Here is a 20605-nt window from a genome sequence, read left to right on the forward strand (position 1 = left end):
TGAACGGTTTACATATTAGAGATCCATTATTGCTGATTTTGAAGGTCGATTTCAAGTTTTGAAGATATCTTAACCGCTTGAATTTGCTGCACAATGAATGGGCAAGGCAACCATTAACGAGTAGGGGGATTCAAATGAAGAAACGGATTAGAGGCTTCATAGGAATGGCGGTAACGATTTGTCTCGTATCCAGCATGCTTGCGGCTTGTTCCGGCAATAAGAACGAGAAGAACGAGGCTGAACCGGCAGCTTCGCCAAAGGCTGATGATTTGAAAGCGGTTACTTATCCGATTGAAACAAATGACACGCTAACATCCTGGGAGCAGATCAATACGAATCTAATTACCTTTTATCCTAACTTGGCTGATTCGCCTTTTGGCCAAGAGCTGGAGAAGCGAACCGGCGTAAAGGTGAAATATTCGCATCCCGCGGACGGTCAGGCGAAGGAGCAATTCAACCTGCTGATCGCTTCCAATAACTTGCCGGATGTCATTGAATACGATTGGAATACGGGTTATCCGGGCGGGCCAGACAAGGCGATTGCGGACAAGGTCATTCTTCCTTTGAATGATCTGATCGACCAATACGCGCCTAATTTAAAGAAAATTTTGAAAGAGAATCCCGAGCTGGACAAAATGCTGAAAACGGACGACGGCACCTATTACGTCTTCCCGATGATTCGTCCCGAGAACGGTACCGTATTCCGCGGTCCGATGATCCGGAAGGACTGGCTGGATGAATTGAACCTGCCTGTGCCGACTACGATTGATGAATGGTACACGGCGTTGAAGGCCTTTAAGGAGCAGAAGGGAGCAACCGCCCCGTTTACATTGCAATACGGAGTGGAATTCAACATCCAAGATGCGTTCATTGGCGCGTATAAAACGGCCAACCGGTTCTACATCGATGATCAAGGCCAAGTGAAGTACGGTCCGATCGACGCGCAATTTAAGGACGCGATAGCCTTGCTGCGCAAATGGTACTCGGAAGGTTTGATCGATAAGGATTTTGCACTGAACAACGACTCCAAATCCCTTGACAGCAAAATGATGAGCAACGCGTCCGGCGCAACGGTTGGCTTGCTAAGCGGCGGCATGGGCCGATGGATGGAGACGGGCAAAAAACAAAACGAGAAATTCCAGTTGGTCGCTGCCCCTTATCCTACGCTGAACAAGGGAGAAAAAGCATTTATCGGCCATAAGGACTTCTATTATAATCCGATTGCGAGCAAGGCGATTTCGGCAGATTCCAAAAATCCCGAGCTTGCGGTGAAATGGATTGATTACGCATACAGCGAAGAGGGCGCCATGCTCTTCAACTTCGGCATTGAAGGCGTGAGCTACACGAACAACAACGGTACGCTGGCGTATACGGAAAAAATTACGAAAAATCCGCAATATACGCTGCAGCAAATGATTTCCCAGTATACGAAGCCTAACGGCCCGTATAATGGCGATGCCCGCAAAAATAACTTCAATTCGTTCAAGGAGCAGGACGAGGCTTTGGTCATTTGGTCCGATACCGATGCAGCGAACCATATTATGCCTGCATTCATTACACCGACGCTGGATGAATCCAAAGAGGTTGCGAAGCTGATTACAGCTATTGCGAGCTATAAGGAGGAAATGCTGCTGAAGTTTATTATGGGCCAAGAGCCGATCGAAAAATTCGACGCGTACGTAGAACAGATCAAGAGCATGGGCATCGAAAAAATAACAAAAATCTATCAGGACGCGTACGATCGTTACAAACAGCGTTAAATGCCAAAATCTCATGCGGAAGGCAGCTGGCGAAGCGCTTCATGCCTTCCGGCCAACAAGAATGGAGTGAAGCAGAAATGGCTGCGCCAAACATAAAAACCGCCCCTGCATACTTACCCAGGAAGAGAACGGGCATCTTGCTTGATATAAGCAAAAACAAATGGCTCTATATGATGCTCCTGCCGGTTATCCTTTATTATTTGGTCTTTCATTACGGGCCCATGTATGGAGCATTAATTGCATTTAAGGATTTCTCTCCGAGGCTTGGCATCTTAGGGAGCGACTGGGCAGGGTTTGAGCATTTCCGGACTTTTTTTACCGGCGCTTATTTTTGGCGAACGATAAAGAACACGATCATGATCAGCTTCTATGAATTGGTTTTTGGTTTCCCCGCACCGATTATTTTGGCTTTGCTGCTCAATGAAGTGAAACATACGCTTTTCAAGCGGGCTGTGCAAACCATTACCTATATGCCTCATTTTATTTCTCTAGTCGTGATATGCGGCATCATTAAAGACTTCACTTCCAGCGAAGGGGTCATTAACGACTTCATCGCGTGGATAGGGGGAGAACGCGTCACCTTCCTGCTTGAGCCGGACATGTTCCGTTCGATCTATGTGTCATCCGGCATTTGGCAAAATATAGGCTGGGGGACGATTATCTATTTGGCAGCGCTGACAGGCATCGATAACGAGCAATATGAAGCGGCGCGAATGGATGGAGCCGGAAGGTGGAAGCAGCTCATCCATGTGACGGTTCCGGGAATTTTGCCTACCATCATTATTTTATTAATTTTGGAAATCGGCCGCATGATGAATGTAGGGTTTGAGAAAATCATTTTGCTCTACAATCCGACCACCTATATTACGGCGGACGTCGTTTCCTCTTATGTCTACAGGGTGGGCCTTCAGGATTTCAACTTTAGCTTCAGCTCGGCCGTAGGCCTATTTAACTCCTTTGTCAATTTTACGTTATTGATAACGGCTAACTGGATAAGCAGAAAATGGAATGAAACGAGTTTGTGGTAGGAGGTGCACCAAGATGAATCGAGCAACGTTTGGAGAGAAGATTTTCGATATCGGAAACGTACTGTTTCTGTTAATCATGATGATGGCAACCGTATATCCGATCGTTTATGTATTATTCGCGTCTTTAAGCGATGCGGGTCAGCTTATGGCTCATAACGGGTTTCTATGGAAGCCTGCCGGTTTTTCGATCGAGGCCTATGAGAATGTGCTCCGAAATCCGATGATCGGAAAAGGTTACTCGAATACCCTTTTTATCGTAGTGGCGGGCCTAACGATTAACATTTTGCTGACCTCTTTCGGATCCTACGCCTTGTCGCGCAAAAGCCTTAAATACCGCAAGCCTATTATGATGGGCCTTGTCTTTACGATGTTCTTTAACGGCGGGCTTATCCCTCTCTATTTAACCGTCAAAGGGGTGGGGCTATCCGACTCCTTATGGGCTTTGATTATTCCGCAAGCTGTAAACACGTTCAATTTGATTTTGATGAAAACAGCCTTTGAAGCCATTCCCGACGCGCTTGAGGAATCGGCCAAAATCGATGGCGCCAATGATTTTACGATATTGTTCCGTATTATTTTGCCGCTGTCGCTGCCGGTTGTTGCGGTTATGCTGCTCTATTACGGCGTAAGCCACTGGAATTCGTGGTTCTATGCGCTGATCTTTTTGCAGGAAAGAGCGTTGTTCCCGCTTCAATTAATATTGCGTGAAATTTTGCTGCAGGGCGAAGCCAGCAGCATGGCTACTGGCGCTTCCGATATGGATGCGGCCGCTCTGTCCGCCACATTGAAGTATGCGACGATTATTGTAGCGACCGTACCTATTTTGTGCGTTTATCCATTTTTGCAAAAGTATTTCGTGAAGGGCGCTCTTATCGGGGCAATAAAGGGGTAAAGCAAGGTAATGCTGTTGAACGTTTAAAATAGAGACCGTCGAGTGGCGATCTTTGTTATTTTGTTGATATCCTATGGCTATTGCGCCACTCGGTCGGCGTCACGCCTACAAACCGCTTGAACACAGTCGCAAAATGCTGGCTTGATTGATAGCCAAGCCGATACGAAATGTCCGTTACGGAGTCTAAGGATTCCGCTAGCTGGCGGCAAGCTGCCTTCACGCGAAGCCGCTCGACGAAAGTGATCGGAGGCTCCCCGGTATATTCCTGAAAGGTGCGATAGAAATGGGATGCGCTGACGCCAGCAGAGGCAGCGAGCTCATCAACAGTAGGACGCCAATCCGGTTGTTGGCCCATTTTAGCGATGAGACGATTAAATTGATGCAGAAGATCTGGCGCGATTGAATGAGTGCCGTCATGAGGCTGGATAAAGGCTAGCAGTATATCGATAATAGCGCTTCGTACAGCGGTGCTTTGAAGCGGGCTTTCTATCGTGAGCGCTTTTTTTAACTTCTTGAACGACTGAATGGGAGGCAAGCCAATTTGTGAAACGCGCGGCAGCCGCGAGAGGGCTTGATGAAAGACGATGCTCTCTTCCGGCGCCATCCGAAGCCATCCGTGCTCGTGCGGAGCCTTAATAATCAACCACCAAAACTTGCAGGGCTCGATAACGTCGAAGCCTCCGCGGTGCTTCTCGCCGGGACGGGAATGGAACAAATCACCAGCCTGTGTTTCGTAGAGGCCGCCTTCGAGCTCCCAGCTCGCTTTGCCGCGCTCAATGAGCACGAATTCATAACAGCCTGGATGCTCATGCTCGTGGAGCGGCAGCGCTTTGCGCAGCTCGTCGCTGCCAAACAAAACGAATTCCGGTACAAGGGGAATGCGCGCATTGTTCTCTACGTCGTATGTCCACCGAGCGCTGCGGGGAGAGGAGTCTGGACCGCCGCTTAATGAAAGCAATCGTTCAGTATCGGAAATCTCTTTCGGCATGATGATAAGCTCCTCTTATGTTTCTATATGCGTTCCATGTTTCTCATCCTACTTCGTAATAACGGGAACGTCAAACGGTGCCTGCAAAGGTTAAGATGAGGGCAAGCACAAAGAAGGAGGATTTATCAATGACTTTACAAGCGGAACGCAAGTATCAAATTACGGAGCAGGACAAGGAATTATTTAATAGGAACGGGTATTGGATCAGTCCAAAGCTGATTGACGATGCGCAAATCGAACGGCTGCGCGAAGCGCATAGCCGGATCTGGTCAGGCGATTATGACGGCGACGGGCAACCGATGAATCATTTTCGGCTAAGCGATAACCCGGACGCGCTGCGCAAGCTGGATAACGGCTGGTGGATCAACGATGAGGTGCGCAAGGTCGTGACGGACCCGTTGATCGGAGAGCTGTCAGCCGATTTGCTCGGTTCGGATGAAATTCGTTTGTGGCATGATCAGATTATTTACAAACCGGGTATTGGCAATAAAATTTCCGGGGACGGCAATGTGGGTTGGCATCAGGACTATGGCTATTGGCAATGCTCGGATACGCCCGATATGATTACCGTTTGGATCGCTCTTCAGGACACCGACTTAACGAACGGCGGCATGATGACGATTTTGGGATCGCACAAGTGGGGGCTAATTCCAGACAGCGACTCATTTTTTAATCAAAATATGGAGGAGTTACAGCAGAAGTATTCGGGAGGCCGCGATTGGGTGGAGGAGCCATGCATCTTAAAAGCAGGCCAAGCAAGCTTCCATCATGGTCTTACGTTCCATGGCTCGGGGCCTAACCGGACGAATGATCCGCGGCTGTCCGTCGTTGCGCATGTGATGCAAGGCGGCACTAGCTACCGCGCCGGCGTTCAGCGCCATGACAATATTCGCTTGCTCGGGCCGCGCCCCGTACATGGGCAAGCTTTTGCGAACGACTACTTTCCGGTGTTGTTCAAAAGATAACAAAAAGGCTGCCGAAAATTTTTCGGCAGCTTTCTTGCGTATGCCAAGCCTCACTCGCTCAGTGTTCCGGAAGCAACGAACTGACAAGCAGAGTGAGCGTCTGCTTGTACACGGCATGTGCCGATTGGACATCTCCCAAATGCCCGCCAAAGTAAAGATGGATTACGCCATGAAGCGATGCCCAAGCGATACTCACTACGGCTTCCGTATCATATTGACGGGGCAGAAGTCCTTGTTCTTGCGCAGAGCTGAAGAGGATCAATAATTGCCGCATGGCGGTTACGGTGCCCTGCAAGCTTTCCTCGTCCGGTTTGAAATCCGCGAAAGCGCCTCCGAACATCAGCTTATAGTAGCCCGGGTAACGCTGCCCGAATTGCCAGTAAGTTTCGCCTATATTGTAAAAATACTGGGACGGATCGGCACTTTTTGGCGTCTTCTCGAATTCGCTGGCGAGTATTTTGCAACCCTCCAGATAGAGCTGCTGGGCAAGACCCTCTTTATTGACAAACAAGCTGTAAATGATTTTTGTCGAGCAATCCATCTTCTGAGATACTCGGCGCACCGTAACGGCTTCCGGGCCCTCTTCTTGTAAAAGCGTTGCCGCGGCATCAACAACAAGCTTGCGCAGATTCTCATGATTTTGCAAGCGGGCTTCTTGGTAGGTTTTTAATGTTCGTGCGTTTGTATGGGATGAGGAGGTATCTTGACCGCTCATACGTATCACCTTCGGTTATCGTGTTTTTGTTAGGAAACAACGTTTCTGAATGTTATATGAGGAATATTATACAGTTGAGAGGCAGTTGTCAACGAGGCGGTGATGTACGAAAAAAACGAGATTGACTTTATAACGAGCTCTGGTTACAATGTGATCATTCGGTAACAGTGTTTCCGAACTAAAACAATGTAACCAAAGGGGTGCACTAATATGACTTTTCAAGGAAAATGGGCGTTAATCACGGGAGCCTCCTCCGGTATTGGAGAGCAATTTGCAAGGCAGCTAGCCAAACAAGGCTGCCATTTGGTACTCGCGGCAAGATCGGAAAGCAAGCTGGAGAGTCTGGCGGCTGAGCTAAAAAAAACGTATCCCATTAAAACCGAGGTGATTCGAGTGGATCTCTCGAAAGAGGGAGCGCCAAGCGAGCTGTACCAGCAATGCCGGCTCAGGAAGGTGAAGATCGAGCTGCTGATCAACAACGCGGGTTTTGCTACGCATGGTTTGTTTGATCAGGTGTCAGGCGAGCGCCAACATGAAGAGGTAATGCTCAATGTAGCGGCTGTCGTCGATATGACCCACTTGTTTTTGCCGGACATGCTGCGAAGAAGCTCAGGTACAGTCATAAACGTAGCTTCAACCGCAGGATTTCAGCCACTTCCCTATATGGCGGTTTATGGGGCGACGAAAGCTTTTGTATTGTCATTCACTGAAGCGTTATATTGGGAGAACCGTGAACGCGGCGTAACCTTTTTCGCGCTTTGCCCGGGCTCGACGGATACGAGCTTCTTTAATGTGGTTGGGACTGAGGCGGCTTCTGTCGGGAAAAAAGATACGCCGGAGAGAGTGGTTGAGGTTGCTTTAAGCGCATTGAAGAATGGGAAGGTATATGTGGTTCCAGGCGTGCAAAATTATATCGGAGCGCAGCTATCGCGGTTCATTACAAGAAAGCAGGGGCTGCGGGTAGTTGGAAACATGCTTCGTCCGCGTGGAGGATCAAGCCTTTATAATATGAGCGGTAATCAATCCGATCTTGCAGGCAGGACGACGATTCGATAGAGCTAACTATTGAAAATAGAGCATCAGGATGAGCCATAACTGCCCCTTTCGAGCACAAAAGGGGCAGGAAGGCTCAAGCCATTAAAGCGCATTTGGTTCAAAGTATCCGCGAGCCAGCCCCCATCGAAGCTTTGGATTCATTGCGCATGCGTACTTTGAACTCCCTCGGCGAGCACTGATTATGGCGCTTAAAAAGCTTGTAAAACTGCGCCATGTTGGAGATGCCGACCTCGTAGCTCACATCCATAATGCTAAGCTCGCTCGTCAGCAATAATAGCTCAGAACGCTTGATCCGTTTGTAGTTGACATATTCCACGAAAGAGATGCCCATCGTTTTTTTGAAATATTTTATAAAATAATGATAGCTTAAATTAAGCAGCGCACTTGCGTCTTCTACGCAAAGCTTATCCTTCAAATGGGCGTTTATATAATCAAGAACCGGCCTTAATCGATTTAATTCCGTTTCCTCCGTGTAGTTCAGCATGTTGCGGCTATCGCTTCTAAGCAGCAGCAGCATCAATCGCTTAATCGCAGCACTTATCGCCATTTCGTAACCTTTCGCCCGCGACTGTGATTCATTAAAAATGTCCATAATAAAAGCATGTGTTTCCCGCTTTGCCGCTTCGTCTATGTCAAAAATGTAATTCAGCTTCTCCAGCGGTTCCGTCAATTCCGAAAAGCAGTACAAATACGGTATGGTGCTCTCGTCAAAATGTTTGCCCAAATCGATCTGAAACACGACATAATGCAGCGTGTCTGCAAGCGGCTTGTGAGAGCGGTGCGGCTGGGATGCCCCTAGCACCATAACGTCGCCGGGTCCGAGGACCACGTAATTGTGTTTGCTTTGTACGCCTAAGTGGCCGTCTATAATCGCTAGAAACTCAACTTCTTTATGATAGTGCCAAGGATGTTTCTCCAGCACGCTGGACTGGTGAGCTTCTATGGAGATTTCCCATATTTTTAGAAACAGCAGCGGATTTTGATAAATGACCTCTTCATTGATCGCTTCTGTATGCGTATCGATCGTCGTTTCCATAAAAGGCATGAGCATAACCTCCTATTAGGAGTATACCACTTTTGGAAATGTAGCTTCATTAAATACATCTCTATTCCTCGTTTTTTTGTACAAGTGATAGAAGGAGGACATTTTTGAATATAAAAGGGGCATGATATTGCATTTTTTTAAATGCTTGATTTTTCTATACTAGTGGTAGCGATATTACGAAGGAGAGTGCTCGAATAATGACAAAAGTAACGGTATGGAACGAGAATCGTCATGAGAAAAAGAACCCGCTTGTCGGTGAAATATATCCAAACGGCATCCATGGTGCGATTGCAGGCTTTTTGACAGAAGCAGGCTATGAGGCAGGAACGGCAACTTTGGATGAGCCGGAACACGGCTTAACAGATGAAGTATTGAACAACACGGATGTGCTGGTTTGGTGGGGGCATCTTGCGCACGGCGAAGTAACGGACGAGGTTGTCCAAAAAGTGCAGCAGCGCGTGCTGGACGGTATGGGCTTGATCGTTCTTCACTCCGGCCATTTCTCGAAAATATTCAAAGCTTTGATGGGTACAAGCTGCGATTTGAAATGGCGTGAAGCCGATGAGAAGGAACGCCTGTGGGTTGTAGCGCCAAGCCATCCGATCGCGGAAGGCATCGGCGAATTTATCGAGCTGGAAAAAGAAGAAATGTATGGCGAGCACTTTGATATCCCTGCGCCAGACGAGCTTATTTTTACAAGCTGGTTTGAAGGCGGAGAAGTGTTCCGCAGCGGCTGCACCTTTACACGCGGCAACGGCAAAGTGTTTTATTTCCGCCCCGGGCATGAAACTTACCCGACTTATCACAACAAAGACATTCAACGCGTCATTGTGAATGCCGTGAAATGGGCAAAGCCTGTCGATCGCAAACGTCCGGTATATGGCAACGCGCAGCCGTTAGAAGCAATCTCGGCGAAATAATCAAGTTAGCAGCCTATATGAATAGTGAAATAACGCTTGGGTGTCTGAGCGTTATTTTTTTATTTTACGAGACGTTACGCCAAAATATTTAAATGATAGGGTTAAAAATAACAATCAGCGGGTTGGCAAATTGGAAATATTCACCCATACTGAAGGTATCTATCTTTAAAAGGGGGTTATTATTCATGGTACCTGCTTTAGAAACGAAATGCGTAAGCTCGCTCGCTAAGGTGTTTCCAGACGAGGAGCTTTTAGACGATATACGATCCAAAGCTTCTGCCTTAAAGAACGAGGTATTCTCTTTCCAAGTCGCATACCGTGCGCAGCATACTGCAAGAGCGATAAGAGATTTGAACATTCAAATTGAAAGCGAGCTTGCTAGTCGAATATCGGTTAAATCGGTAGCGCTTGCTCCTTCCGAATTGCCCTGCTATCCCGATCAGGATGAGCATATCCTCCGTTCAACGCCAGGATTATATCCCGATCCTTTATTTCCAATGGATTCAAATCGGGGCGTGCATGCTGTTCCTCAGCAGTGGCGCTCGCTTTGGATAACGGTTGCATTAGATGGTTCCGCAGAAGCAGGCTTGTATCCTATCCGTATCTTGTTTCTAGACGAATCAGCTGGCTTATTAGCCGAAGAAGTCGTTGAACTTGAGATTATTAACGCTGAGCTGCCGAAGCAGAAGTTAATTCACACCGAATGGTTTCACACCGATTGCATAGCCGTACATTATGGCGTGGATATGTTTAGCGAAGCGCACTGGACTTTGATTGAAAAGTATGTGGACACCGCTGTTCAGCACGGCATGAATATGCTGCTGACACCGCTGTTTACGCCTCCGCTTGATACGAAGGAAGGCGGAGAGCGGCCTACGGTTCAGCTTATTGAGGTTGAGAAGCAGGGTGACCGCTACAGCTTCGGATTTGATCAATTAAAGAAATGGATCGAGATAGGCAACCGTTGCGGGATAGCGTTCTTTGAATTTTCGCATCTGTTTACGCAGTGGGGGGCGAAGCATGCTCCGAAAATAATGGCGACTGAGGACGGAAAGCTTGCGCGTATTTTTGGCTGGGAGACCGATGCGACCGGAGAGAGCTACAAATCGTTCCTGAGACAGTTTTTGCCGGAGCTTGTCCATTTCATTGAGGCGAACAAGCTGGAGCAGCGCAGCTATTTCCATATTTCCGATGAACCTTCTTTGGAGCATTTGCCATGGTATACAAGCGCCAGCGAGATCATGCGTGAGTTTCTAGGCCAATTTCCGATGATCGATGCGTTATCCGACTATGCCTTTTATGAGCAGGGACTGGTGTCCAACCCGATTCCGGCAAACGACCATATAGAGCCGTTTTTATCGAACGGGGTACAAAATTTGTGGACTTATTATTGCTGCGCGCAATACAAGCAGGTTTCCAACCGATTCTTTAGCATGCCTTCGGCACGAAACCGAATAATCGGTTTGCAAATGTACAAATACAATATAGCAGGGTTCTTGCATTGGGGGTATAATTTCTGGTACTCGCAATTTTCCGTAGCGCCTATTCAACCCTTCGAAACGACGGATGCGGGCTGCGCATTTCCATCTGGGGACGCTTACCTTGTTTATCCGGGACCCGAAGGGCCGATTGAGTCTATTCGGTTAAAAGTATTCTATGAAGCTTTGCAGGATATACGGGCGCTTGAGCTGCTTGAGAGCTTAATCGGAAGAGCGGAGACTCTTAAATTTTTGGAAGACGGGCTCGCTGAAGAGATTACATTCGATGTGTATCCAAGAGACCAGAATTGGTTGCTATCGTTCCGGGAACGCTTGAACCAGACGATCAAGCCGCTATTAGAATCCTAAATGAATCGTTTGCCTGCACCATATCCACGCCATTTGATTGGCATGTGGGTATGGTGTTTTTTATTGCGTCACTAATCGATCGGCAACTTGTTTGTTTTAAAGGGCCTTTAGCTTGCGATGCACAGGTTGTTGGGGTCGTGTTTATCTTTGATAATAAAAGAAGATCGTTACGAGCATAGGAAAGAAGGTCGAGTGAATACAACATGCAAACAAAAACGAACATGAAGAAAACGGGTATAAACGAAGGTCTTTTCCTGAAAAAGAGCCATTTCAAAAAAATGAGTGCCCAATACCAACTTATACTGTTATCGATTCCTTTCGTTCTCATTCTTATTTTATTCAATTATGTTCCGCTATGGGGCTGGATCATGGCATTTCAGAACTACTCTCCAGCAAAAGGAATAACGGGCAGTTCATTTGTCGGATTGGAAAATTTCAAATTTTTATTTGCCGATGATCAATTTTTAAGAGTGCTTCGAAATACGCTCGTGATGAGCATCATGAGCCTGGTCGCTGGTTTTCTCGGTGCGATTATTCTAGCATTGCTTCTTAATGAAGTGCGGATTTCGGTATTTAAACGGACGATTCAAACCTTGACGTACATTCCGCATTTTGTATCGATGGTCGTCATTGCGAATATCGTTCTTACCTTTTTATCGCCGGATGGAGGGTTTATCAATAACCTGCTTCAGCAAATGGGGCTGATCAAAGAGCCGGTCTATTTTATGGGAAAAGGAGAATGGTTCTGGATCATCCATACCTTGGTCGGCGTGTGGAAGGAAATCGGCTGGAGTACGATTATCTATCTCGCGGTCATCGCTGGACTAAATCAAGAGGTGTATGAAGCGGCGGATGTGGATGGCGCGAACAGGTTCAAAAAGATTTGGCATATTACGATTCCCGGCATTATGCCGACTGCGGTCATTTTATTGATTCTATCCGTCGGTTCGATTATTAATACCGGCTATGAATCGCAGTTTCTATTAGGCAACCCGCTCGTTATTGATTATTCGGAAGTGTTGGATTTATATGCGCTTAACCTATCATTTGGCTCACAGCAGTACTCTGCCGGTATCGCGCTGAGCATATTCAAAAGCATTGTCAGTATTATCCTTGTAGTCATCGTTAACTATATTGCGCGAAGAACCGGCAAATCCGGTGTGTTCTAAGGAGGAAAATGATGCGAAAATCGGTTGGAGATGTCTCCTTTAGTGTTGTGAACTATACGTTCTTAGCGGTTCTTGGCCTTGTCACCTTGTATCCTTTCTTAAACTTATTGGCGATTTCGTTTAATGATTCTCTAGATTCGCTGCGCGGTGCGGTTTATGTGTTTCCCAATCAGTTCACGCTCGATAATTATCGAGTGGTCTTCCGAACGGACACCTTGCTGAATGCTACCGTTCTTTCGGTGACCAGAACCTTGCTGGGCACGTTTCTATCGGTTCTCTGTACGGCGATGCTGGCTTACACCTTATCTCGCAGGGAGTATATTTACCGCAAAACAATAAATTCAATCCTCATCGTCAGCATGTACGTCAACGGGGGAATTATTCCTACCTATCTATTAATTAAAAATTTAGATATGACGAATACCTTTTGGGTGTATATCATTCCGGGCTTGATCAGCGTATTTAATGTGATCATTATGCGGAGCTACTTCGAGCAGCTGCCGGAAGGATTGATAGAATCGGCGAAGGTAGAAGGCGCATCGGATATCAAAATATTGATGCAGGTCATTCTTCCGATAAGCATGCCCGTGCTGTCAACGATTACCTTGTTTGTCGCAGTTGGCCATTGGAGCTCATGGTTCGATAATTATTTGTATAACAGCAAAGAGAGCTTAAGCGTGCTTCAGTACGAGCTCATGAAAATTTTGATCCAATCAACGAATCAGGTTTCGGGGAATGCGACCGGGTACGTGGACAAAAATGTGCTGGCCCAAACGACGCCGCAGTCGATCAGAGCTACGTTGACGGTGCTCGTTACGATGCCTATCATTTTAATTTATCCTTTTCTCCAGAAGTATTTTATTAAAGGCATGATGATTGGCGCAATGAAAGAATAGCGGATATCACTCAGGATAGACCTGTTAATGATATGATAAATGAGATGAGAGGGTGTTCGAATTGAAAAGAATAGTAACGGTTGGTATTGCGCTTGCTCTTTCCATGTCTTTGCTTGCAGGCTGCGCATCAGATTCAAAGTCATCCAATGATACAAACGCGGAGTCAGGCTCAGATGGCAAGCAAGAAAAGATCAAAGTAACGATAAGCACTACAGATCCAAAGTTGAAAACGGATACAGCCGTACAAAAAGCGATTTCTGAAAAAACGGGTGTCGAGCTGGAATATATGCCTGTCATTGGCGGCGCGGAGCAGGCGCAGCAAAAATATGAAATATGGCTGGCGTCCGAGGATTATCCTGAAATCGTAAATATGGGCGTTGGCAGCATATCGAAATATAGAGATGGCGGAGCGCTTCTGCCGCTTGAAGATCTGATTGAGCAGTATGGGCCCAATATTAAGAAAAAATTCGGGAAGTTTTATGAATTGCTGCGCGACCCGGATGGGCATATTTATTCGTTAAGCAACGTGAGCCTTTCCGAAGAAACGCCGGCCAATGTCCAAGGATCGTTTGTCGTGCAATACGACGTTCTAAAGGATGCCGGTTATCCGGAAATTAAAACATTGGACCAGCTGTTCGAGGTTCTGCAAGCGTATGTGTCAAAGCATCCAACGATTGATGGCAAAGAAACGATTGCTTTTTCAGGCGCCGGTGCGGACCTGACTTATAATAATCCTGCGATCAGCGCTGCCGGTTTACCGGACCATGGACGCTTCTCCATCGACAGCGAAAATAATGTCCATGTCGCATTTACGGCAGATTACACGAAGAAATACTTTGCGTTTTTGAATAAGCTGCAAAATGCAGGAATGCTCGATAAGGAGATTTTTAGCCTTAATTATGAGACCGCAAGCACGAAGATTGCGCAAGGCCGTATTTTAGCTGGCTATTTCCCGCAATGGGTGCTGGGAGGACCGGAAAAATCGCTGGCTGCAGCGGGTAATACGAGCCGGCAGTTTGCCAAATTCCCAGTCTATTTGGATGAGAGCGTACAGGACCACTCGAATACGGTAACGCCGTCGAGCTCAGGTAATAACTGGGCGATTACGAAAAATGCGAAACATCCAGAACGTATAATTCAATATATTGACTTCCTATTTACAGATGAAGGACAGAAATTGATTAGTTGGGGAATTGAAGGACAGCACTACGATGTTGTAGATGGCAAGCGCGTTCGAAAACCGGAAGTCAATGAAAAGAGCAAGGCCGATCCGGATTACTTCATCAACGAGGGTTTGGCAAGTCCTAACAGCCAGTTCAGCTTTGGTGATGGAGCGAAGCTGGACGATGGCGATTATGCGACACCTCTCACTGCAGAAATGATCGCGAGAAACTATGATGATGCGACAAAAGAAGTTTTAAATACATTCAACAAGACGATATGGGCTGACTTCTTGCCGAAGCCAGAATACATTCCTGCTTACCTCTGGCAGCTGAATGCTCCCGAGAACTCTACCGCCATTATGAAAAAAATGGAGCAAATTTGGCAGAAAGAAACGCCGAAAATTATTTTATCCAAAACAAATGAGGATTTCGAATCCGCATGGAACAGCTATATCCAGCAATTAGACAAAGCCGGGGAGAAGAAGCTTGAAGAAATGTGGTCGGAAACGTGGAAGCGATATGTTGAAGTCTACAACAAGGCGACAAGTAATTAATCATTCGTACGAGGATGGAGGGGCTATGCAATGTTATCGAATGATTGGCTGATCACAACGGGGCAATTCAAAGCAGAGGTGTCATTTTGCCAAAATGATGCTGAAATCGTGATGACGAATGGGTTAATTAAGCGAGCTTGGCGCATATCCCCTAATGCTGCAACGGTTGCGTTTGAAAATCTAATGACTGCCGAGACGTTAATTCGTGGCGTGAAGCCCGAGGCGATGATTGAAATGAACGGGCAGGTATTTGAGGTCGGCGGGCTGAAGGGACAACCGGATTATGCCTATTTGCGCAAGGAATGGCTCGATGAGATGAAATCGGATGCTAGCGCCTTTCAATTCCAAGGTTATGAGCTTGGGGCAACGGAGGAGAGATTTGCTTGGGGACGCAATCGCTTCTCGGACAAGCAAGCGGCATGGCCGCCGCCGGGGGTGTCCCTCCAATTGCATTTTGCCCCTCCGGGCGATTCGTTAGCAGGCATCCGTCTCACTGTTCACTATGAAATGTACGACGGAATTCCGCTGATTTCCAAATGGCTCACGATTGCCAATAACAGCGGAAACCGGGTGAAATTGAAAACATTCAAAAGCGAGATTTTAGCCATTGTGGAGTGGGAATCCCCTGTTGAAACACCTGAACGCTGGGAGTACCCGAATCTCCATGTTGAAAGCGACTATGCCTTTCAAGGCATGACCTCTAAGAAGTCGAATCGCACAACGAACTGGGTGGCAGATCCGGATTATACCACCCAAATTAATTACGAGTATTTAACGCCGGCGTTATTGGAGAGCCGTCCGCCGATCGGGCCGGATGTATGGATTGGGGCAGGCGAGAGCTTCGAAACCTTTCGGACGTATGAACTGATCCACGATAGCACGGACCGAGAACGAATGGGGCTTGCGCAGCGGCGGATGTATCGTACGCTTTCCCCATGGGTTACCGAAAATCCGATTATCATGCATGTGCTTAGCATGGAGCCGGATGTCATTAAGGAAGCTATTGACCAGTGCGCAGAGGTAGGCTTTGAGATGTTGATTTTATCTTTTGGCAGCGGCCTTAATATGGAAGAAGAGGATCCGGACTATATCGCAAAGATTAAGCAGCTGTCGGACTATGCGCATGGGAAAGGGATCGAAATCGGAGGTTACTCCCTGCTTGCGAGCCGGAGCGTTAGTCCGGAGGATGATATCGTAAATCCCCAAGGAGCTTATTATATCCACTCTCCATGTCTTGAGAGTCACTGGGGACAGCAATATTTCCAAAAGGTGAAATCATTCTTAAAGCAAAGCGGGATGGGCGTATTTGAGCATGACGGCTCCTATCCTGGGGATATATGCGAGTCCAACGATCACCCCGGACATCATGGGAAAGAAGATTCCCAGTGGCTGCAATGGAGAAGAATAACCGATTTTTATAAATGGTGCCGAAGCCAAGGCATTTACTTGAACGTGCCGGACTGGTATTTCCTGAGCGGCTCGAATAAAACGGGAATGGGATACCGGGAAGTGAACTGGTCACTGCCGAGAGAGCGGCAAATTGTCATTGGCAGACAAAATATTTACGATGGAACATGGGAAAAAACGCCGAGCATGGGCTGGATGTTTGTCCCGCTGACGGAATACCATGGCGGTGGCGCGGATGCGACGATGGAGCCGCTAAGCGAGCATCTGCCTGATTATGAAGCGCATTTGATCAACAACTTCAGTGCTGGCGTGCAAGCGATTTATCGCGGGTTTCGCCTATTCGATTCCGAAGCAACAAAACAAGCGGTTAAGAGCAAGGTTCAATTTTTTCAAAAATACCGTGCCATACTGGAATCCGATATTATCCATGTGCGCAGGCCAAGCGGCAGGGATATCGATTGTATTCTGCACGTCAACCATGAGCTTCCCGACAAAGGGCTGGCGGTTGTCTACAATCCACTGGACCATGCCGTGTCGCAGACGTTGAAATTGCCGCTCTATTATACGGGTTTAACCGGCACCGCAACCGTCCAAGAACAAGAGGGGCCATCCGAGGCGTATGCTCTTGATCGAAGCTGCCATATTGAATTGCACGTGGAGATCGCGCCAAGGTCGGCAACTTGGTTTTTGATTCATTAATGATTTAATTGGCAGTATAGTGGATAGCCGAATCTCTCCTATGAGATTCGGTTATTGCATTAGGTATGGAGGATCAGGGCCTATGAAGATCAGAACAAAAATATTTTTCACAACAGCGCTGGTCGTGATTTTTTTATTAGGTTCATTAACCTATTTTATGACACGTTTCTCGAGTCATATTTTGATGACAAAAATGGAGCAGGACGTGGGCTTCTCCACATCGCAGCTTTCGCAAAACATTGATTCCCTGCTTCAGTCTTATGAACAAGTGATCGACTCCCTTTATACAAATTCAGAGCTGCAGAGCAGACTATTAACCCAATACGATTCGGTCATCGAGGCGCAAGACGTTTATTTTGATTATTATTTGCCTTTTGTCAATTGGGTCCGCGGGTCCAAAAATATTTTGCGGCTAATGGTGTATACGAACAATCCGACTTTTCAATTTGCAGATGTGAAATGGATCGATGAAGAGATAAAACAGTCTGAATGGTTTAAGACAACGCAGCAGCCAGACAAAAAACTGGTCAAAACGTGGACGAACCTCGGAATTGATCCTTATTATCGCTTTCGCGTCATTCGCCTGACTCAGAGGATGAACAATCCGGTTATCAATTCCCAAGTCTATGTGACGATTGATCTGCAGGAACAGCTGCTGCAAAACCTGATTTCCAAAGAAAACCAGAAGCAGCGGTTCATTATTGGTTTGCCGAACGGGCAAGTCGTATTGGATAGCTTCTTGGACAGCAAAGCGCCGCTTTTGGTTCGGGATTATAGCTTTTATAACCAGATCGAACAGGCAAATGAAGGTAAAGTCGTCTATGTGAAAGAAAATAATGAACGGTATTTGTTGACGGTCAAGAGCCTGGATTCCCGTTCCAGCGTGCGAGGATTAAAGGCGATTGTGTTAACGCCGACCGGCGAGCTAACAGCCAAAGTGAATGAGATGAAACGAATAGCCATCATGCTGTTGGTTTCTTCGATCATTATTGCCGTCCTTATGATGTATACCATTTCCACCAAGCTGACCAAAAGACTGATGCTCTTGGCTGCCAAGATGAGAACGGATAATATTACGCAATCCTACTCGCAAATTGCGTTAACCGGCAACGACGAGATCAGCCAACTGGGGCTAATCTATAATCAAATGATTTTGCGCAACAGTTTGCTCATCAAGGAAGTCTATGAATTTGAATTCAATAAGAAGGAGCTCGAATTAAGAGCGAAAGAATCAGAGCTGTATGCGCTTCAAACGCAAATTAATCCCCATTATTTATTTAATACGCTGAATGCCATTCGAGGGAACCTGCTTAAGAAAGGCGACAAAGAAAATGCGAATATTATCAAATTGCTCGCACAGTCTTTTCGCAATCTGCTAGGCAAAAGCGGCTCTGTCGTAAGGTTGGAGGAAGAGATTGGCATCGTGGATACGTATTTGCGCATTCAATCTTACCGATTTGGCGGGAGGCTGCAATATCAGATCAACATTCCGAAGGAGCACAATACCTATCAGCTGCCGCGGCTCTCTCTCCAGACGCTGGTAGAGAATGCGATCATCCACGCGCTGGAGAAAAATGAAGACGATACGCTGATCTATATCGAATCCCAGGTCATCGATAATGAGCAATATCATATCGTGGTAAGGGATAACGGCTCTGGCATATCGCCTGCAGCACTGGAACAAATCCGGCAGCAATTAAATGATCCCAGCATGGAGCAGGAACGTAATATTGGCTTGCGGAATGTTCATCAACGATTAACCCAGATGTATGGGCCGGAATATGGATTAACCATTCAAAGTGAAGAAGGCATAGGCACGGCCGTAACCCTGATGATTCCACTAAAAGGATAGACAGCTAAGGAGGTGCGTCGATGGAACCGGTATTAATCGTTGATGATGAGCCAGGCGCCCTGGATGCAATCATGTATGCGTTAGACTGGGAGCACTACGGATTTACGATTAAAGGGGTTGCCTCCAATGGAAGACAGGCACTCGAACTGCTGAAGAAAAACCAATATTCGCTTATGATTACGGATATTCGCATGCCGGGCATTAGCGGTCTTGAGCTTTTGCAGGAAATCAGGAAGTTTACGAACATACCGGTTATTATTATGAGCGGCTATCAGGAAATGGATTACCTCAAAACCTGCTTGAAATACAGCGTGAAGGATTATTTGTTAAAGCCTGTGGAAGAAGAGGATTTGGCCAAGCTTTTAGTCGATATCAAAAATGAAATTACGCATGAGCATATGCTGAATAGGCAGCTGCATTTCGGCATTCCGGCCATAAAGGATCAATTGCTGAAAAAATGGACCCAAGGCTTATTAAGGGAAGAGGAGGTTAGAGATCAGTTTGGCATGCTCGGCATCGAAATTAAGGATAGTCAGCGTATTTGCTGCCTTATTGTCGAGTTTGACTTCATGGAGGCTACGACGTTCAACCAGACGAATTTTGAAATTCAGATGAAACGTTATGCGGCTCGCAATGTGATTGAGGAATTGATTTTGAGCCAAGGTTATGTGTATGAAATTTCGGAGGAACGGTTTGGAGTTGTTCTATTTCATGCTATGGAAGCGGAGAATGGGATCAACATCCAGAAAAAAGCGGAAGAAATTATGCTGTTTATTGAAAAATGCGTCAAAATTCCGATTACAATCGGGATCGGCACAAAAGGGAATACGTTAGACAACGCGTTCCAATCCTATTCGGCGGCTGAGAAAATGCTGGATCGAAGATTTTTTCTTGGCGGACAAACGATCCTATCGGCAGACCAGCTCCCGGACGATCACGAGAAGCTTAAGCCCTTTGAGACGCAAGGGGTTATCTCGATCATTCATGCAGTCAAAGAACAAAACGCTGCGGCGCTTCAATCCTGCATTCAGAAGCAAAAGAAACAATTCGTTGATGCCGAAACGCCAAAGCCGCTCGTACAGTCTACCGTAGTCGAAATATTGGTGCAATTGCTGCGTGTGGTCCAAGAGGTTGGCGGTCATTACGATAATTTGTTCGAGCTGGATTTAGGTGATTACAAGAGCTTTATGCAGTATAAAGAGCTGGATCTGTTGTTTAAATATGTAGAAGAGAAGTGTATGGTCGTTTTGGAGTTTTTAGCGCAACAGAAGCCTTCTCAGCCTGCGAAAATGGTACATTCCGTAAAAAAAGTGGTCGAGCTGCAATTCAGCTCGAATTTAAGCTTGAAGGCTATTGCTGAACAAATACATCTTCACCCTGTTTATCTAGGCAAGCTGTTTAAAGCCGAAGAAGGACTCTCCTTTAATGATTATTTGCTGAAAGTGCGCATGGAGAAGGCGAAGGAGCTATTGCTTTATTCCGATAAAAAGGTATATGAAATTGCTCTAGAGGTGGGGTATCAGGAATTGGATTGGTTTTATAAAAAATTCAAGGAATATACCGGCGTTAGCACGAGTGAATATCGCAACAAGGCAAAAGTGAGCTCGTAGGTTATTTTCAAGTGTGAATCAAAATAGTCCATTCATGAA

General features: G+C 46.6%; 16 protein-coding genes. 13 read left to right on the forward strand and 3 right to left on the reverse strand.

The features are described 5' to 3' along the window. The first annotated feature begins 134 nt into the window (after positions 1–134). From A7975_RS20275 to A7975_RS20285, 3 genes are all read left to right on the forward strand, one after another. Complete coding sequence (locus A7975_RS20275) at positions 135–1760, forward strand: extracellular solute-binding protein (RefSeq protein ID WP_065386284.1); 1626 nt, start codon at positions 135–137, stop codon at positions 1758–1760. A gap of 77 nt (positions 1761–1837) precedes the next feature. Continuing rightward, on the forward strand, positions 1838–2788 hold the full coding sequence (locus tag A7975_RS20280) for an ABC transporter permease (RefSeq protein WP_053375056.1): 951 nt from the start codon (positions 1838–1840) through the stop codon (positions 2786–2788). 13 nt (positions 2789–2801) lie between these two features. After that, a complete protein-coding gene (locus A7975_RS20285; RefSeq protein ID WP_053375057.1) occupies positions 2802–3680 on the forward strand; it encodes a carbohydrate ABC transporter permease in 879 nt (292 codons plus the stop codon). Between the two features lie 55 nt (positions 3681–3735). Here A7975_RS20285 and A7975_RS20290 read toward each other — a convergent pair whose 3' ends face one another. Beyond that, the gene (locus A7975_RS20290) at positions 3736–4668 is read right to left on the reverse strand and encodes an AraC family transcriptional regulator (protein WP_065386285.1); all 933 of its coding nucleotides are present in this window, start codon (positions 4666–4668) and stop codon (positions 3736–3738) included. 128 nt (positions 4669–4796) lie between these two features. Here A7975_RS20290 and A7975_RS20295 point away from each other — a divergent pair, with 128 nt between their 5' ends. Further along, positions 4797–5633 (forward strand): phytanoyl-CoA dioxygenase family protein, encoded by an 837-nt coding sequence (locus tag A7975_RS20295; protein ID WP_065386286.1) that lies wholly within the window; start codon positions 4797–4799, stop codon positions 5631–5633. Between the two features lie 58 nt (positions 5634–5691). Here A7975_RS20295 and A7975_RS20300 read toward each other — a convergent pair whose 3' ends face one another. Then, positions 5692–6348 (reverse strand): TetR/AcrR family transcriptional regulator, encoded by a 657-nt coding sequence (locus A7975_RS20300; protein ID WP_065386287.1) that lies wholly within the window; start codon positions 6346–6348, stop codon positions 5692–5694. Between the two features lie 210 nt (positions 6349–6558). Here A7975_RS20300 and A7975_RS20305 point away from each other — a divergent pair, with 210 nt between their 5' ends. Continuing rightward, positions 6559–7404 (forward strand): SDR family NAD(P)-dependent oxidoreductase, encoded by an 846-nt coding sequence (locus tag A7975_RS20305; protein ID WP_065386288.1) that lies wholly within the window; start codon positions 6559–6561, stop codon positions 7402–7404. Between the two features lie 97 nt (positions 7405–7501). Here A7975_RS20305 and A7975_RS20310 read toward each other — a convergent pair whose 3' ends face one another. Further along, positions 7502–8440: a helix-turn-helix domain-containing protein gene (locus tag A7975_RS20310; RefSeq protein ID WP_065386417.1), complete on the reverse strand. Its 939-nt coding sequence runs from the start codon at positions 8438–8440 to the stop codon at positions 7502–7504. Positions 8441–8646: 206 nt separating this feature from the next. Here A7975_RS20310 and A7975_RS20315 point away from each other — a divergent pair, with 206 nt between their 5' ends. The 8 genes from A7975_RS20315 to A7975_RS20350 all read left to right on the forward strand — a co-directional run bounded on the left by A7975_RS20315 (position 8647) and on the right by A7975_RS20350 (position 20566). Next, positions 8647–9369, forward strand: coding sequence for a ThuA domain-containing protein (locus A7975_RS20315; protein ID WP_065386289.1), 723 nt, complete (start codon positions 8647–8649; stop codon positions 9367–9369). A 185-nt stretch (positions 9370–9554) separates the two neighbouring features. Continuing rightward, the gene (locus A7975_RS20320; RefSeq protein ID WP_065386290.1) at positions 9555–11216 is read left to right on the forward strand and encodes a DUF4091 domain-containing protein; all 1662 of its coding nucleotides are present in this window, start codon (positions 9555–9557) and stop codon (positions 11214–11216) included. Positions 11217–11419: 203 nt separating this feature from the next. Continuing rightward, positions 11420–12385 (forward strand): ABC transporter permease, encoded by a 966-nt coding sequence (locus A7975_RS20325; RefSeq protein WP_255314395.1) that lies wholly within the window; start codon positions 11420–11422, stop codon positions 12383–12385. A gap of 8 nt (positions 12386–12393) precedes the next feature. Continuing rightward, the gene (locus A7975_RS20330) at positions 12394–13281 is read left to right on the forward strand and encodes a carbohydrate ABC transporter permease (RefSeq protein WP_065386291.1); all 888 of its coding nucleotides are present in this window, start codon (positions 12394–12396) and stop codon (positions 13279–13281) included. A 61-nt stretch (positions 13282–13342) separates the two neighbouring features. Continuing rightward, positions 13343–14998 carry an extracellular solute-binding protein gene (locus tag A7975_RS20335; protein WP_065386292.1) on the forward strand — a complete coding sequence of 552 codons (1656 nt, stop codon included), beginning with the start codon at positions 13343–13345 and terminating at the stop codon, positions 14996–14998. Positions 14999–15028: 30 nt separating this feature from the next. Beyond that, positions 15029–17104, forward strand: a complete 2076-nt coding sequence (locus A7975_RS20340) for a hypothetical protein (protein WP_065386293.1) — start codon at positions 15029–15031, stop codon at positions 17102–17104. An 82-nt stretch (positions 17105–17186) separates the two neighbouring features. Then, positions 17187–18956 (forward strand): cache domain-containing sensor histidine kinase, encoded by a 1770-nt coding sequence (locus A7975_RS20345; RefSeq protein WP_065386294.1) that lies wholly within the window; start codon positions 17187–17189, stop codon positions 18954–18956. A 20-nt stretch (positions 18957–18976) separates the two neighbouring features. Continuing rightward, positions 18977–20566 (forward strand): response regulator, encoded by a 1590-nt coding sequence (locus A7975_RS20350; protein ID WP_065386295.1) that lies wholly within the window; start codon positions 18977–18979, stop codon positions 20564–20566. Positions 20567–20605 lie beyond the last annotated feature (39 nt).

This window comes from Bacillus sp. FJAT-26390 (assembly GCF_001682865.1).
Lineage (GTDB): Bacteria > Bacillota > Bacilli > Paenibacillales > Paenibacillaceae > Pristimantibacillus.

Excerpts from the sequence above, each read along its gene's own strand:
- A7975_RS20315 (WP_065386289.1), top strand. The coding sequence starts at position 8,647 with ATGACAAAAGTAACGGTATGGAACGAGAATCGTCATGAGAAAAAGAAC.
- A7975_RS20280 (WP_053375056.1), top strand. The coding sequence starts at position 1,838 with ATGGCTGCGCCAAACATAAAAACCGCCCCTGCATACTTACCCAGGAAG.
- A7975_RS20290 (WP_065386285.1), bottom strand. The coding sequence starts at position 4,668 with ATGCCGAAAGAGATTTCCGATACTGAACGATTGCTTTCATTAAGCGGC.
- A7975_RS20295 (WP_065386286.1), top strand. The coding sequence starts at position 4,797 with ATGACTTTACAAGCGGAACGCAAGTATCAAATTACGGAGCAGGACAAG.
- A7975_RS20330 (WP_065386291.1), top strand. The coding sequence starts at position 12,394 with ATGATGCGAAAATCGGTTGGAGATGTCTCCTTTAGTGTTGTGAACTAT.
- A7975_RS20305 (WP_065386288.1), top strand. The coding sequence starts at position 6,559 with ATGACTTTTCAAGGAAAATGGGCGTTAATCACGGGAGCCTCCTCCGGT.
- A7975_RS20350 (WP_065386295.1), top strand. The coding sequence starts at position 18,977 with ATGGAACCGGTATTAATCGTTGATGATGAGCCAGGCGCCCTGGATGCA.
- A7975_RS20285 (WP_053375057.1), top strand. The coding sequence starts at position 2,802 with ATGAATCGAGCAACGTTTGGAGAGAAGATTTTCGATATCGGAAACGTA.
- A7975_RS20310 (WP_065386417.1), bottom strand. The coding sequence starts at position 8,440 with ATGGAAACGACGATCGATACGCATACAGAAGCGATCAATGAAGAGGTC.
- A7975_RS20275 (WP_065386284.1), top strand. The coding sequence starts at position 135 with ATGAAGAAACGGATTAGAGGCTTCATAGGAATGGCGGTAACGATTTGT.
- A7975_RS20300 (WP_065386287.1), bottom strand. The coding sequence starts at position 6,348 with ATGAGCGGTCAAGATACCTCCTCATCCCATACAAACGCACGAACATTA.
- A7975_RS20325 (WP_255314395.1), top strand. The coding sequence starts at position 11,420 with ATGCAAACAAAAACGAACATGAAGAAAACGGGTATAAACGAAGGTCTT.
- A7975_RS20340 (WP_065386293.1), top strand. The coding sequence starts at position 15,029 with ATGTTATCGAATGATTGGCTGATCACAACGGGGCAATTCAAAGCAGAG.
- A7975_RS20345 (WP_065386294.1), top strand. The coding sequence starts at position 17,187 with ATGAAGATCAGAACAAAAATATTTTTCACAACAGCGCTGGTCGTGATT.
- A7975_RS20320 (WP_065386290.1), top strand. The coding sequence starts at position 9,555 with ATGGTACCTGCTTTAGAAACGAAATGCGTAAGCTCGCTCGCTAAGGTG.